The sequence below is a fragment of the Pseudomonas germanica genome, assembly GCF_019614655.1.
GTDB lineage: Bacteria > Pseudomonadota > Gammaproteobacteria > Pseudomonadales > Pseudomonadaceae > Aquipseudomonas > Aquipseudomonas neuropathica.
The window spans coordinates 3953125-3968593 of sequence record NZ_CP071586.1 but is presented as its reverse complement, the minus strand read 5'-3'; the positions used below and the strand labels follow the sequence as shown (position 1 = coordinate 3968593).

Here is a 15469-nt window from a genome sequence, read left to right as displayed (position 1 = left end):
CGGCCGGACCGGCAATAACCGGATACCGCAAATCCGCTGACGGGATATGGTCTGCTGATCGCTCCATCAACTAGGAGTGATCATGATCGCTATCCCTTCCAACCCAGAGACGACGCAAGCTGCGCCGCTCGCTCGAGCTGCCGCTGACAACCAGCCGACAACGCTCAATACAACGCAAAGCCTGCACCGCGATTTTCTCGAAAAGTCGATCCCGCCGTGGCTGTCCAGCGCTTCGCCGCAACGGCGCGAAGCGCTCAAAACCGTTCCGACTGCGCTGCCAGCGTGGTACCTCGACGCGACGCCGGCACAACGCAAGACGCTGGCCGACAGCATGAAGGCCAGCGTTGTCGCCCAAAACGATCTTGATAGAACCATGGCGACCCTTCAGGACGTCGAGACATTTGCCAGGCCATTGCTGCTCAAAGCGCTCAAGGACCAACATCAATTACAAATCGATGTCGACAAGACGCTCCTGTGCCTGCGGCGTCCCGTCGAACTGGGCGTTGAAAAGATCGAGCTGGCGTCCTTCGAGGTCCTCAAACTTTCGATGCTGGACGCAGCGCTGCACAACTTCGAAGCTGACGAATGCAAGCAGGGCGCTTATCACTCGACGTCAGGTTTCGTTGTAGCAACCTCCACCCCTGGTACATTCGAGTACGTGAGCATCGGCCTGACGGTGATGCAGTTCCTGACGCTTTGCCGAGAACTGGATGTCGGCAAGCAGTATCAGACCTATTTGACGACATTCTTCCACCCGGCCGATGCTGTGGCAGAGGCGGTGCTCAGCGAGCGCTTCATTGCCAGCCAGAAAGCGACGATGCGCGCCGCAGCCGATCAGGCGCTGTTGCAAAAAGACATTGAGCCGGCGGATCACGCAATGATTGTGTCGGTGATCCACGGCAACATGCACCCGTGGATGGGCGAGAAACAGGTCTGGTTCAGTGACCTGGGCGTGATGAAAAAAAGGCTGACCGGCTGCGTGGTGTTTGTCATTTGCCAGAAGTACCGCTACAGCGACGAGCTGATCCTGTACATCCCTCACGATCCGGAGCACCCGCTCAAGCGCTATACCGTCCAACAGGTGCGCGATGAGTTCAAGCGCTTGCTCACCGCCCGCGATCCCGCACAAGCGCCAGGCGCGGAACCGACCGCGTACCAGCGTTTTTTGAGCCAGTTTCTGCCGTATGACCAGCGTGCGTATTATTTCAGCCAGTTCAGACAAAAAGCGGCCGATTCACCGGGCGATGCATGGGCAATATGGCGCTCGCCATGGCTGGCTGTGGCGCAGGTGTTGGCGGGCGGTTCGGTGTTTACCCGGATCCGTGAACTGCCACCCGAGCGTGAGATCAGGTGGGATCCTGTGCCTGATCCTTACATTGCGCCATCGACGTTCGGTCGCAGCGGACGGGGGATTTGGGCGCCCAATGAGGATCTCTGGCAATACCTTTACACCCAGAGCCGTGCCAAGGTATTGGCCGACGCACGAAGCCATGCCGTGCCAGCGGCAGATGTCGATGCGAAGGCCCGTGACGCCAAGCTCGCTCATCTGCTGCAGATCGGCATGCTTGGCCTGAACCTTGTCTCGATGTTCGTGCCGGTGCTGGGCGAGGTCATGATGGTGGTGATGGCCGGGCAGTTGCTGACTGAAACCCTGGAAGGCGCGATTGAATGGAGTGAGGGTGATCGTCGGGCGGCGAAGGATCACCTGATCGATGTCGCGGAGAATCTGGCGCAGATTGCGTTGATGGCGGGAGTGGGGGCCGGGGTGCAGAAAATCTCCGGCGCCAGAGCCGTGCCGATCATCGAGCGGCTGCAGTCGGTGAAATTGCCCAACGGCGAAACTCGCCTGTGGAGAGCCGACCTTAGAGCTTACGAGTCCGCTGTCACGCTGCCAGACAGCCCCGGCCCGAACTCTGCCGGCCAGCATGTGCTGGAAGGTCAAACCTTCATACGCCAGGACGGCAAGGTCTACGAGCAGTTTTACGATGAGTCGATCAGCAAATGGCGCATCAAGCACCCTACCGATGCCAGCGCCTGGCAGCCGGTGCTGGAGAGCAACGGACGCGGTGCCTGGCGGCACACGCTGGAGCGGCCGCGGGATTGGGATCGTCTGACCCTGCTGCGGCGCATCGGCCACGCAACCGAAGCCTTCACCGACGCGCAGTTGATCAAGGCTGCCGATATCAGCGGTGTCACTGACGCCACTCTGCGCAAGATGCACGTCGATTCTGCGCTACCACCACCGGAACTGACGCAGGCCATGCGCGTGATGCAGGCGGATAGCAACGCGGCACTGGTGGTTGAACAGTTGCGCGGGACAAAACCGATCGACGAACTGTATCTCTTTGCGTTGCCGCTGATCACCGAAATGCCGCGCTGGCCGGCGAACCGGGTGCTGGAAGTATTCGACGGCGAGCAACTGTCCGGCAAGTCGGTCAGGTATGGTTCCGTGCGGCGGTTTCGCGACGTCGGCGTCAAGGCACCGATTCAGATATCGCGGGCCGATATCCTCAGCGGTGGCCTGCCAGCACACATCCTCGCGGCGCTGGACGAGTCAGAACTCACCCGGCTCCTGGGCGAGCAAGGTGCACGCGTGCGCGATGCCCGGCCGGCAGAGTTCGGCAAGCAGATCGCCGACTACGCCGACACTCGTCAGCCGGCGATCTACGACAGCCTCTACAAGGGAACCGACCCCATCGATTCCCGGGTTGCGCGTTTGCAGAAGGCCTGCCCTGGACTCAGCGAACCCGCGGCACAAACGGTGCTGGCCCATGGACGCTCCGATGATCTGGAGCGACTTGACTCAGGCCATCGAGTGCCGCTACGCCTGCTGGAGGAGGCACGCTGGTACGCGCGTCAAAGCCGACAAGTCGCGGCCTATGTCGGTCTGCGCAGTGAAAATGTCGCTTCGGCGGACAGCCGGCGCTTGGCGTTGCACACGCTGGAGCAGTTGCCGGGTTGGGCCGACAGCGTTCGCATTGAAGTTCGCGAGGGCAATGACGCCGGCATGCTGCTTGACAGCATCGGCAGTGAAACAGCCAGCGAGAAGAAATACCTGATCAAGAAAGGCGCTCAGTTTCAGGCGTTCGACGAACGTGGTCTTGCACTCAACAGCCTGCCTCGCAACGGCGACAACTTTTACTCATCGATCATGTATGCCTTGCCTGATGACGCGCGCCGCAGCCTCGGTGTGCCCGAGGTGGGGCAGTCCGCCCGGTTACAGAAAAAGATCATCGATCATGCCGATCGGCATCAGGCAGATACGCCTGCGCTGCTCGCGCCACAGGTCAAATGGATCAAGCCGCCCGTGCGTGTGAACGCTACGTTGATCGGTTACCCCGCGAGCGGACGCGGCGCCGGGTTGCAAATGAACCTGACCGCTCATGTGTGCGATGTCTATCCGCAGCTTACCTACGAACAGGCTAATGGTTTCATTCTCGAGCAGTACCGGACGGGTAAAGACGACAACGCGATTTTCCAGCTGTTGCAATCACGCCGCCATGAATGGCAGCAGTTGAATACGACGCTGGATGAATGGGCAGGCACATCCACGGCGGCGCCTTGGGAGCGTTCCGCAACGGATCACAAGTTTCGCGCCGCGCAAGCGCTGAAAACCTGCTGGCGCAACGCCTTGTCCACTGGAGTTTCAGGTGCCGATGAACTCTCGATATTCACGTATGACCCCCTGCCAGAGCTGAATGCAGACTTTGCCCATGTGCGTAAACTTTCAATTGGCGGCAATGGCATCACCGACGCCAATGCGGACGCCTTTCTGGCGCGATTTGCCAACGTGCAAAAGCTGTCGCTGGGGGAGCGTGGCAGTCTGTTTGGCGCCTACATGGCGCAAGAGCAGGCACTGACGACCTTGCCTTTGACTGTGACCCGGATGTCTGCACTGAAGAAGCTCAAGTTCAGGACGTCAGTCAGGGTGATGGCTTCCGATCTATCTACAAAATTGAGGACGTTGACCGCCCTTGAGGAACTTCATCTTGATTTTTTCGACGGTCGGAGCCATGCCGCTGGCCTGGATCTGACGCCCCTCAAACGCCTGAAGAAACTCAGGATCGAAGCGTCGGGCCTGACGCAATGGCCGGCCTATGTGCAGCAACTGCCTGAACTGGAACGACTGGACCTGACGCAGACCGCCATCACATCCATTCCACAATCGCTCTATGTCGGACACGAAAAACTCTGGGCAGGCTTGTCGCTGGACTGGTCCAGGTTCTCTCATGAAGCGTTCAAACCCGCTTACGACTATGTGAAAAACTACATGGGGCAGTGGCGACATCTGGTTGATCTGGACTTGATGGTTCGCCGCTACTGTGCCGGAGAACTGCAGTTCCTGACGGGCGAGGCCGGCCGCCTCAATCCGTTGCCCGAGCGCATCATGACACTCTGGAATACCCCGGAAACCCGACTCAAGGCAGTGGAGATTCTGCGTGTGGAGCACACCGCAATTTTCCGCCAGTTCTACGAGCCCACCGCATCTGATGGATTGCGTAATGCAATTCCCGCCGCCCGCTGGCAAGCGCAGCCCAATGCACAGGTGGTACGTGCTCTGGAAAAGAACTGGCGTGCAGCCATACGCAGGCGCTATCGCTTGAATGACGACGTTCGTCCTTTCAATGGGACGAACTGGGCATCAAGCACCGAACTCGACGATGCCGGCGTGTTTGAACTGGTGGACACCGCATGGGTACAGGGCGAAGAGTCGGTCAGTGAACTGCCGCAATTGCCAACCGGTGCGTTTGCTCACGTACAGAGTGTGCGGCTGGATCGGTTGAATGTGCCGATCGACCAGATTCGCGATTTTCTCCGGGCATTCAGTGGCACCACGAGTCTGCAAGTCACCGCCTGCGGATTGACGGAACTGCCGATCCGGCCAGCCGATGCAACCCACCTGACGCAACTGGATTTGTCTCTCAACCTTATAGCCGTTACCCCTGAGGTTCAGAGCCAGTTCAATGCCCTGAACAAACTGGAACATCTCAATGCCCGGCTCAATCGCCTGGACACACTGGACGTTTCTCGCCTGAGCGGGCTCAAGACGCTGAACCTCAGCGTCAATGGATTCAATCAATGGCCGACTGGGGCGGAAAGCCTGCCGCATTTGCGAACGCTGGATTTACGTCATAACACCATCGGGTCGCTCCCCGAACAGGTGCTTGTCAACGACGCTGTGCTGCTGAAGACCCGCCTGCAGAACAACCGCTTCAGTACTACAGGCGAGGCGGACATGCGGGCGGCGCAGCGCCGGATTGAAATGTCCATTGGATTGCCGGAAGGCGCCTTGCAACGGTTCGACGCGCAATCGGCGTCATTGCCGGCCAATTCAAGCGGGACCCCGCCGGAAAGTGCACTGGAGCGCGCCGGTCAGTTGTTAGCACTCCCGCCTGTCTCTGCACCCGGCGACGGTTTCGACATGAATGCCCGTGTACTTGAGATATTTCCCTCGCTGACGCTTGAACAAGCGCAAGCCAGCGTTGCCCGATTGCGCGATGAAGGCCTGTCCCCGGAGCAAATGGCGGACAGGCTGACCCAGTGGCGAGCAAGTGACGAGACGCTGACGCGTGAGTTGAACGGCTGGATTTTCGGTGCGACGCAAGGGCCTGGTGAAAGCGTGTCATCGTCCACAAGGTTCTTCGACGCGACGAGGATCCGCACTTGCTGGCGGGACGGGCTCACTGCGCTTTCCGAGTCCGCCGGACAGACGCTGAGCCTTTCAGCGGGGGCCATGAGCGATCTGCCCGCGCTGTCAAACGTGTTTGCCCATGTGCGGACACTGGATCTGACAGGGATCAAGTTTTCAGTTGATTGCTTCAACCTCTTTTGCCCGGCGTTCCCTGAGTTGACCACCCTGAGACTCAACGGCAATGCCCTGGAACGGCTGCCGGAAGCTGTCGGTCGTTTGAACCGTCTGGAACGTCTGGAGTTGAGCGGTAATCGGCTGGCCGTGGCACAAACCGTGTATCAGCACGTGGGCGGGACGCAACTGCGCTGGCTCGACCTCAGCCACAATCAGTTGGAGGAGTTCAGCGCCATCGCCTTCGTCCGTCTGGAGACGCTCAATCTCAGCCAGAACGGTCTGGAATTCTGGCCTGACGGCGTGCTCGATCTGGCGCATTTGCAACGACTGGACCTGTCGGGCAACAACATCATGGTCTTTCCTGACCGACTGTTGGACGGCAACCATCAAGCGCTGGTGGACGGCACCGACCTGTCCGAAAACTCCCTGTCGCTCAATTGCCTGCAGCAACTGCGGGAATACAGTGCGGCCAACGCAGACCGTGATGTCATGGGTTATTCCCAGGCTTTTCTGCAGCGTGAAATTGCCGAACGCGAATTGGAGACCGACAGCGATTCGGATGCTGGCTCCGGTCAGGGATCGGATTCGGATTCGGGTTCCGACAGCGATGGCCCCAGTGGGGGTGGCGGTTCCCGGCGGGTTGATACGCATGCCATTGTGGAGGCAGCGGAAGTGATTGCCGATCCGGTGCAGGATGCGGCAGTGCCAGCGATGGCAATCTGGATGACGTACACACATGCAGATGCGCGTGCCGCGCGGCAGGCGCTATGGCTGCAATTGGCTGATCAGGACAATCATGAGTCGTTCTTTCATTTGCTCTCGACCTTGCCCGATACCCTTGAATTCCGGTTGTCCGGCGCTGATTTGACCCATCGGGTCTGGCAAGTCATCGAGGCCGCCACGGAAAACGCCGAGCTGCGAGAGCTGTTATTTCTCAACGCCGAGACCCACGGCACCTGCGGCGATGGCCGGATCCTGTCATTCAGCGAACTGGAAACCCGCGTCTATGAATACAACGCCCTGCGCGATATTCCACGACACCGCCCGGAGCAACGCGGCAGGGCCTTGCTTGAGCTGACGCGACGTCTGTTCCGCCTGGAAAGGGTCGACCGGCTGGCAGAAGCCGCGGCGAAGAACAAGGATCGGGCGGAAATCCGTCTGCAATACCGGATCGGCATGACCCGAGGCTGGCCGGACGGGCTGGATTTGCCGGCGCAACCGGAACACATGCTGTACGCCGCACCGATTCGCGGGCAGCAGTTGATCGACGCGCGCACGTCGGTGCTCAGGGATGAAGCATCCGAAATGTTTCTGGAAAATCTGATTTCACGCGATTACTGGATCCGCTACCTGCGCGATCGCCACAGCGAGGTGTTCGAAACGCTCGAACTCAACGCCAGGAGGCGGCAGGAGGAGGTGGAGGATACATTTGCCGACATACACAGCAGCGCTTATCTGGAAGCAGTGGATTCACTTCAGATCGAACTGGCAGAAGCTCGCATCGATGCACTGAAGGCAATGACGCGTACGGAGCTGGCTGCGCTGACGACAGTTCGCGAGGCGGAGCCGCAACCCGGCCCATCCTCACCACAACCCGGCCCTTCCTGGCGCCGTGACAGGTAATTGAGTGGACCTGAGAGCAGGGCGCTCTCAGGTCCATTGCGCAACTTAACTGTCGTAACCCAGATTCGGCGCCAGCCAGCGCTCGGTCACGCTCAGCTCCTGGCCTTTGCGCGAGGTGTAGCTTTGCACCTGATCCTTGTCGACCTTGCCCACGGCGAAGTACTGCGCTTGCGGGTGGGCGAAGTACCAGCCGCTGACCGCAGCCGCCGGGAACATCGCGTAGTGTTCGGTGAGGAACACACCACTGCGACCGGCGCGCATTTCTTCGGCTTGCGGATCGAGCAAGGCGAACAGCGCCGCTTTCTCGGTGTGATCCGGGCACGCCGGGTAACCCGGAGCAGGGCGGATGCCGCTGTATTGCTCTTTGATCAGCGCGTCGTTGTCGAGCACTTCGTCCTTGGCATAACCCCAGTGCTCTTTACGCACTTGCTGGTGCAGCCACTCGGCGCAGGCCTCGGCCAAACGGTCGGCCAGGGCTTTGACCATGATCGAGTTGTAGTCATCGCCAGCGTCTTGATAAGCCTTGGCCACTTCTTCGGCGCCGATGCCGGCGGTGGTGATGAAACCACCGACGTAGTCGGTCACTTCACTGTCCTTCGGCGCTACGAAGTCGGCCAGGGAGAAGTTTGGTTTGCCGTCGGTCTTGATGATCTGCTGGCGCAGGTGATGCAGCTTGGCCAATGGCTTGCCGTCATCGCCGTACAGTTCGATATCGTCGTCATGTACTTGATTGGCCGGCCAGAAGCCGAACACCGCACGGGCGCTGATCAGCTTCTCGTCGATCAGCTTGGCGAGCATCTCCTGCGCGTCCTTGTACAACGCGGTGGCGGCCTCACCGACCACTTCGTCTTCAAGGATGCGCGGGAACTTGCCAGCCAGGTCCCACGAAATGAAGAACGGCGTCCAGTCGATGTATTCGGCCAAGACCTTGAGGTCGATGTTGTCCAGTACCTTGCTGCCGGTGAAGGTCGGTTTGACCGGCTGATAATTGGCCCAGTCGAACTGTGGCTTCTTGGCGATGGCGGCGGCGTAGCTCAGGCGCTCGGTGCGGGCGCTGCGGTTCGAGGTACGTTCGCGCACATCGATGTATTCCAGACGCGTCTTTTCGACGAAACCAGCCTTCAATTCTTTCGACAGCAACTGCGTCGCCACGCCAACTGCACGGGAGGCGTCGGTCACGTAGACCACGGCATCGTTGCTGTACTTCGGCTCGATCTTCACCGCCGTGTGCGCTTTGGAAGTGGTCGCGCCACCGATCATCAGCGGCAGGTGGAAGTCCTGGCGCTGCATTTCACGGGCAACGTGAACCATTTCGTCCAGCGACGGCGTGATCAGGCCGGAGAGGCCGATGATGTCGCACTTCTGTTCTTTGGCGACCTGCAGAATCTTCTCCGCCGGCACCATTACGCCGAGGTCGACGATGTCATAGCCGTTGCAACCGAGTACCACACCGACAATGTTCTTGCCGATGTCATGCACGTCGCCTTTCACGGTTGCCATGAGGATCTTGCCTTTGGCTTCCGGCTTGTCGCCTTTTTCCAGTTCGATGAACGGGATCAAGTGCGCCACCGCCTGCTTCATCACTCGCGCGGATTTCACCACTTGCGGGAGGAACATTTTGCCGGCGCCGAACAGGTCGCCGACGATGTTCATGCCAGACATCAGCGGGCCTTCGATCACTTCGATCGGGCGCGCGAACGACTGACGCGATTCTTCGGTGTCTTCTACGATGTGCGTGGTGATGCCTTTGACCAGCGCATGTTCCAGACGCTTGTTGACCTCCCAGCTGCGCCACTCTTCGGTCTCGGCTTCCTTGACGCTGCCGTCGCCCTTGTACTTGTCGGCGATGGCGAGGAGGGCGTCGGTGCCTTCCGGCGTGCGGTTGAGAATCACGTCTTCAACGGCGTCGCGCAGTTCCTGCGGGATCTGATCGTAGATCTCCAACTGCCCGGCGTTGACGATGCCCATGGTCAGGCCCGCGCGGATCGCGTACAGCAAGAACACCGAGTGGATCGCCTCACGCACCGGGTTGTTGCCACGGAACGAGAACGACACGTTGGACACGCCGCCCGAGGTCAGCGCATACGGCAGTTCGTCGCGGATGTAGGCGCAGGCGTTGATGAAGTCCACCGCGTAGTTGTTGTGTTCTTCAATACCGGTGGCGACGGCGAAGATGTTCGGGTCGAAGATGATGTCTTCTGGCGGGAAGCCGACTTCGTTGACCAGAATGTCGTAGGAGCGTTTGCAGATTTCTTTCTTGCGCGCTTCGGTGTCGGCCTGGCCGGCTTCGTCGAACGCCATCACCACAACGGCGGCGCCATAGCGCTTGCACAGTTTGGCGTGGTGGATGAACTGCTCGACGCCTTCTTTCATGCTGATCGAGTTGACGATGCCCTTGCCCTGAATGCACTTCAGGCCCGCTTCGATCACTTCCCATTTCGACGAGTCGATCATGATCGGCACGCGGGAGATGTCCGGTTCACCGGCGATCAGATTGAGGAAGGTCACCATGGCCTTCTTCGAATCGAGCATCCCTTCGTCCATGTTGATGTCGATCACCTGCGCGCCGGCCTCGACCTGTTGCAGGGCGACTTCGAGGGCTTCGGTGTAGTTGTCTTCACGGATCAGGCGGGCGAACTTGGCCGAGCCGGTGATGTTGGTACGCTCGCCAACGTTAACGAACAGCGAGTTGCGATCGATAGTGAACGGTTCCAGACCCGAGAGGCGGCAAGCCTTCGGAATGTCCGGAATCTGACGCGGCGCGTAACCGGCGACGGCTTTGGCGATGGCTTCGATGTGCCCCGGGGTGGTGCCGCAGCAACCGCCGACGATGTTGAGGAAGCCGCTTTGGGCGAATTCTTCGATGACTTTGGCGGTTTCCGACGGCAGTTCGTCGTACTCGCCAAACTCGTTCGGCAGGCCGGCGTTCGGGTGCGCGGATACGTGGGTGCTGGCCTTGTTCGACAGCTCTTCCAGGTACGGACGCAGCTCACTGGCACCGAGCGCACAGTTGAGACCAACGGAGATTGGCTTGGCGTGCGCCACGGAGTTCCAGAACGCTTCTGTGGTTTGCCCCGACAGGGTCCGGCCAGAGGCGTCAGTGATCGTGCCGGAAATCATGATCGGCAGTTCGATGTGCAGCTCTTCGAACACGCCTTGCACGGCGAAGATCGCCGCTTTGGCGTTGAGGGTGTCGAAAATGGTTTCGATCAGGATCAGATCAGCGCCGCCCTCGATCAGGCCTTTGGTGGCTTCGGTGTAGTTTTCCACCAGTTCATCAAAGGTGACGTTGCGGTAGCCGGGGTTGTTGACGTCGGGCGACAGCGAGCAGGTGCGGCTGGTCGGGCCGAGCACGCCGGCGACGAAGCGCGGCTTGGCCGGGTTCTCGGCGGTCTTGGCGTCAGCGACCTTGCGCGCCAGACGTGCGCCTTCTACGTTTAGCTCGTACGCCAGTTCTTCCATGCCGTAGTCGGCCATGGAAATGCGCGTGGCGTTGAAGGTGTTGGTTTCGAGGATGTCGGCGCCGGCATCCAGATAGGCTTTCTCGATGCCGCCGATCACGTCCGGACGGGTGATCACCAGCAGGTCGTTGTTGCCCTTGACGTCACTCGGCCAGTCCGCGAAGCGTTTGCCGCGATAGTCCTGTTCTTCGAGCTTGTAGCTCTGGATCATCGTGCCCATGCCGCCGTCGAGTATCAGGATGCGCTCTTTGAGAGCTTGCTTGAGAGCTTGAAGGCGGACGCTGCGATCGGACATTTGGACTACTCGGAAAGACCATTACGAAGGAGCGGGATCATAGCAAACCTGTGCGCTTTTAGAGCATGTGAGGCTTTTGCATGAATATCGCTCATATTGGTACGAGCGTCATACTGTAGAATCGCGGCGTTTTTTTCAGGATCGGGATCAAGGGCATGTCGTACCGCGTCATCAGCATTTTATTGCTGCTTTTAAGCTGGGGCGCCGTTGCGCAGGAACCCACGATCTTATATAGCCGTGATATCCAACCGATCTTCACCGAGAAGTGCGTGGCCTGCCACGCCTGCTACGACTCGGCCTGCCAGTTGAATCTGGGCAGCGGTGAGGGCGCGGCCCGTGGTGCGAGCAAAATGCCGGTCTACGATGGCGAGCGCACACAAGCGGCACCCACCACTCGACTGTTTTACGATGCCTTCGGTAAACGTGCCTGGCAGCAAAAAGACTTCTATTCGGTGCTCGATGCCCAAGGCAGCCAGGCTGCGCTGATGGCGCGCATGCTCGAACTTGGGCACAAGACGCCACTGACGCCGAATGCCAAGCTCCCGGAAGACATCGTCCTGGGTCTGAACCGCGAAAACCTGTGCGCGATGCCCGCCGAGTTCGAAGGCTACGCCGGCGCGCATCCGAAAGAAGGCATGCCGCTGGCGGTGACCGGGCTGACCGATCAGCAATATCAGACGCTGCAGCGCTGGCTGGCCTCGGGTGCGCCGATTGACGAACAAAGCCTGGCGCCAAGCACCAAAGAGGCGCTGCAGATCGTCCAGTGGGAAAACCTGCTCAACACTCCCGGCGCGCGGCAAAGCCTGGTCGGTCGCTGGTTGTACGAGCATTGGTACCTTGCGCATATCTATTTCAAGGACGGCGAGCCGGGCCATTATTTCCAGTGGGTACGTTCGCGCACGCCGACTGGGCAGCCAATCGACCTGATCGCCACCCGTCGCCCCAACGATGATCCGGGCACTCAGGTGTATTACCGCTTGTGGCCGGTGCAAGGGGTGATCGTGCACAAGACCCACATCACCTATCCGTTGAGCGCGGCGAAAATGGCGCGGGTCAAAAGTCTGTTCTATAGCGGTAACTGGCAGGTTAATGCCTTGCCGGGCTACGGCCCGCAGAGCCGCGCCAACCCGTTCGCCACATTTGAAGCGATCCCGGCGCAGGCGCGTTATCAGTTCATGCTCGATAACGCCGAATACTTCGTCCGCACGTTTATTCGCGGCCCGGTGTGCCGTGGTCAGATCGCCACCGACGTGATCCGTGACAACTTCTGGGCGCTGTTCCAAGCGCCGGAACATGACCTCTATATCACTGACCCGAACTATCGCGGCCAGGCCACGCCGTTGCTGGCCATGCCCGGGCAGAACGATGACGTCGGCAGCGTACTGAGCCTGTGGCGCAACTACCGTGACAAACGAAACGAATACGAAGCCTTGCGCCGTGACAGCTACGCTGATTTGCCGGCGCCCAGTTGGTCGACCCTGTGGGCCGGCAACGACAACGCGCTGTTGAGCATTTTCCGCCACTTCGACAGCGCCTCGGTGACCAAAGGCCTGATCGGCGAGGTGCCGCAGACGATGTGGCTGTTCGACTATCCGCTGCTGGAGCGCACCTATTACCAGTTGGCAGTCAACTTCGATGTGTTCGGCAACGTCTCCCATCAGGCGCAAACCCGTCTGTATTTCGATTTGATCCGCAATGGCGCCGAGCAAAACTTCCTGCGCCTGATGCCGGCCGACTCCCGAGAGGATTACCTCAACGATTGGTATCAGAACAGCGGCCAGTTCAAGATGTGGCTCGATTACGAAGCGATCGACGACGACAAGCCGACGGCACTGAAACTTGATGAGAAAGACCCTAAATACGACTTCGCCATGCAATTACTGGCGCGTTACGGTGATCTCAATGCGCACCCGGATCCAATCAACCGCTGCGATGGGGCTTACTGCTCGCGGCCGAATATTGACCCGGCCCTGCAAAATGCCGAGCAGGCGCTGAGCCGCCTGACCTCGCGTCCGGCGGCCGGCTTGAAGGTCATCGACCAACTGCCGGAAGCCACCATGCTGCGCATTGAAACCGCCAACGGCAAACGCGAGGTCTACAGCCTGTTGCGCAACCGTGCGCACAGCAACGTGGCGTTCCTGCTCGGAGAGTCGCTGCGCTATCAGCCCGGGCTGGACACGATCACCATTTTTCCGGGCGTGCTCAGCAGTTATCCGAACTTCATGTTCAACATTCCGGCCGATCAAGTGCCCGAGTTTGTTGATGCAATGGAAAATGCCAAGGACGCCAACCGTTTCGAGAAAATCGTCGAACGCTGGGGAATTCGGCGCAGTCACCCGCAATTCTGGTTCTATTTCCACGATCTGAGCCAATACCTGCACGAAACCGATCCGGTGGAAGAGGGCGTGCTGGACATGAACCGCTACGAGAATCTTTGATCGTTTGAAACAGGCCGACTGTCACAGCTTCAGGTAACACACAAATCCCCTGTAGGAGCGAGCCTGCTCGCGAAGGCGGAGTGTCAGGCACCGAATACATTGAATGTGCCGTCGCTTTCGCTCCCACAGGGTGAAATGGTGTTTCAGGAATTGTGATCGGGAGCAGGTGATGTTGATTTCAGTGCAAGCCCTGCGTGCGCTTGCCGCGTGGACAGTGGTGTGCCACCACTTCATGCAGATTTTTTTTGACTTCAAGGCACGCGGGCCGGTCGGCCAGTTCTTTATCGACAAAGGCGCGGTGGGCGTCGACATTTTCTTTGTCATCAGCGGGTTGGTGATTTTCCTCTCGACCGAAAACAAACCGCTGCCGCCCGCGCGTTTCCTGCTGTACCGGCTGTTTCGCATCGTCCCGGCGTACTGGCTGTACACGCTGCTGATGGCGCTGCTGGTGGTGTTCGCCCAACCTTTGCTGCCGGATCAGACAGTGGACTGGGGCCATCTGCTTCTGTCGTTGCTGTTCATTCCTACCGAGAATCCTGGCGGCTACGGTATCTATCCGACGTTGAATGTCGGCTGGACACTGAATTACGAAATGCTTTTCTACGTGCTGTTTGCCTGGGCGCTGCTGTTTCGTTTGCAGGTGCGCCTGCTGGTGGTCGCGGCGCTGTTGTTTGCAGTGTGTCAGGCCTGGACCGGGTTTGGCTGGGTCAGCGCGTTCTATCGCTCGGACATCGTTTATGAGTTTCTGCTGGGGATCGGCATTGGCATGCTCTATCGGCGGGGCTGGATCGGTGCGGGACTGTGGCTGCCGCTGGTGGCCATCGTCGCGGCGTTGCTGACGATCTATCACTTGGCACCGGCGCCGAGGATGCTCAACTGGGGCGTGCCGAGCTCATTGCTGGTCATGGCGTGTATCTCACTTGAGCGTTATGTCGAGCGCAGTCGCGTGCTCAAACTGCTCGGTGATTGCTCATATTCGGTATATCTCATGCACGTGCTGGTGCTGTCGGCGGGGGGATTTATCGCGCAACGCTACGCGATCAACCCGTATTTGATGTTTGCCCTGTGCGCGCTGGCGATTGGCGTTGGCTCGTGGTTGAGCTACGAATGGGTGGAAAAGCGCAGCTACCATTGGCTCAAGGCGCGGGTTGACATGGAGCCGGACGAGAATCTTTCCCGACAAAAATACTAGGACTTTGTCCGGCGCAATGATTGGCGTAAACTGCGCCCAAGCCTGCGAGGAGTTTCCATGACCGCTATTACCATTACCGACGCCGCCCACGATTACCTGGCTGATCTGCTCTCCAAGCAGAACACCCCGGGCATCGGCATCCGCGTCTTCATCACCCAGCCTGGCACCCAGTACGCTGAAACCTGCATTGCCTACTGCAAGCCGGGCGAAGAAAAACCTGAAGACACCGCGCTGGGGCTGAAAAGCTTCACTGCTTATATCGATCACTTCAGCGAAGCGTTTCTCGATGACGCCGTTGTCGATTACGCCACCGACCGCATGGGCGGCCAGCTGACCATCAAGGCGCCGAACGCCAAAGTACCGATGGTCAACGCCGACAGCCCGGTCAACGAGCGCATCAACTACTACTTGCAAACCGAAATCAACCCGGGGCTGGCCAGCCACGGCGGTCAGGTCAGCCTGATCGATGTGGTTGAAGACGGCATCGCCGTTTTGCAGTTCGGTGGCGGTTGCCAGGGCTGCGGCCAGGCGGACGTAACCTTGAAGGAAGGCATCGAGCGCACCTTGCTCGAGCGTATCCCGGAGCTGAAAGGCGTTCGCGACGTGACCGACCACACGCAGAAAGAAAACGCCTACTACTAAGGTGTTCGCTGC

At 59.4% G+C, this 15469-nt stretch carries 5 protein-coding genes; 4 read left to right on the top strand and 1 reads right to left on the bottom strand.

The annotated features are described in order from the left end of the window. Positions 1–82 precede the first annotated feature (82 nt). Positions 83–7429, top strand: coding sequence for an NEL-type E3 ubiquitin ligase domain-containing protein (locus J0G10_RS17530; protein ID WP_220556353.1), 7347 nt, complete (start codon positions 83–85; stop codon positions 7427–7429). 45 nt (positions 7430–7474) lie between these two features. On the opposite strand, the gene metH is transcribed toward J0G10_RS17530, so the two are convergent. Further along, positions 7475–11185: a methionine synthase gene (gene metH, locus J0G10_RS17525; RefSeq protein ID WP_095047830.1), complete on the bottom strand. Its 3711-nt coding sequence runs from the start codon at positions 11183–11185 to the stop codon at positions 7475–7477. 155 nt (positions 11186–11340) lie between these two features. On the opposite strand from metH, the gene J0G10_RS17520 reads away from it, so the two are divergent. The 3 genes from J0G10_RS17520 to nfuA all read left to right on the top strand — a co-directional run bounded on the left by J0G10_RS17520 (position 11341) and on the right by nfuA (position 15457). Beyond that, positions 11341–13623 (top strand): fatty acid cis/trans isomerase, encoded by a 2283-nt coding sequence (locus J0G10_RS17520; protein WP_220556352.1) that lies wholly within the window; start codon positions 11341–11343, stop codon positions 13621–13623. 169 nt (positions 13624–13792) lie between these two features. Then, on the top strand, positions 13793–14815 hold the full coding sequence (locus tag J0G10_RS17515) for an acyltransferase family protein (RefSeq protein ID WP_095047828.1): 1023 nt from the start codon (positions 13793–13795) through the stop codon (positions 14813–14815). Between the two features lie 57 nt (positions 14816–14872). Continuing rightward, on the top strand, positions 14873–15457 hold the full coding sequence (nfuA, locus tag J0G10_RS17510; RefSeq protein WP_007912592.1) for a Fe-S biogenesis protein NfuA: 585 nt from the start codon (positions 14873–14875) through the stop codon (positions 15455–15457). Positions 15458–15469 lie beyond the last annotated feature (12 nt).

Excerpts from the sequence above, each read along its gene's own strand:
- J0G10_RS17530 (WP_220556353.1), top strand. The coding sequence starts at position 83 with ATGATCGCTATCCCTTCCAACCCAGAGACGACGCAAGCTGCGCCGCTC.
- J0G10_RS17520 (WP_220556352.1), top strand. The coding sequence starts at position 11,341 with ATGTCGTACCGCGTCATCAGCATTTTATTGCTGCTTTTAAGCTGGGGC.
- J0G10_RS17515 (WP_095047828.1), top strand. The coding sequence starts at position 13,793 with ATGTTGATTTCAGTGCAAGCCCTGCGTGCGCTTGCCGCGTGGACAGTG.
- nfuA (WP_007912592.1), top strand. The coding sequence starts at position 14,873 with ATGACCGCTATTACCATTACCGACGCCGCCCACGATTACCTGGCTGAT.
- metH (WP_095047830.1), bottom strand. The coding sequence starts at position 11,185 with ATGTCCGATCGCAGCGTCCGCCTTCAAGCTCTCAAGCAAGCTCTCAAA.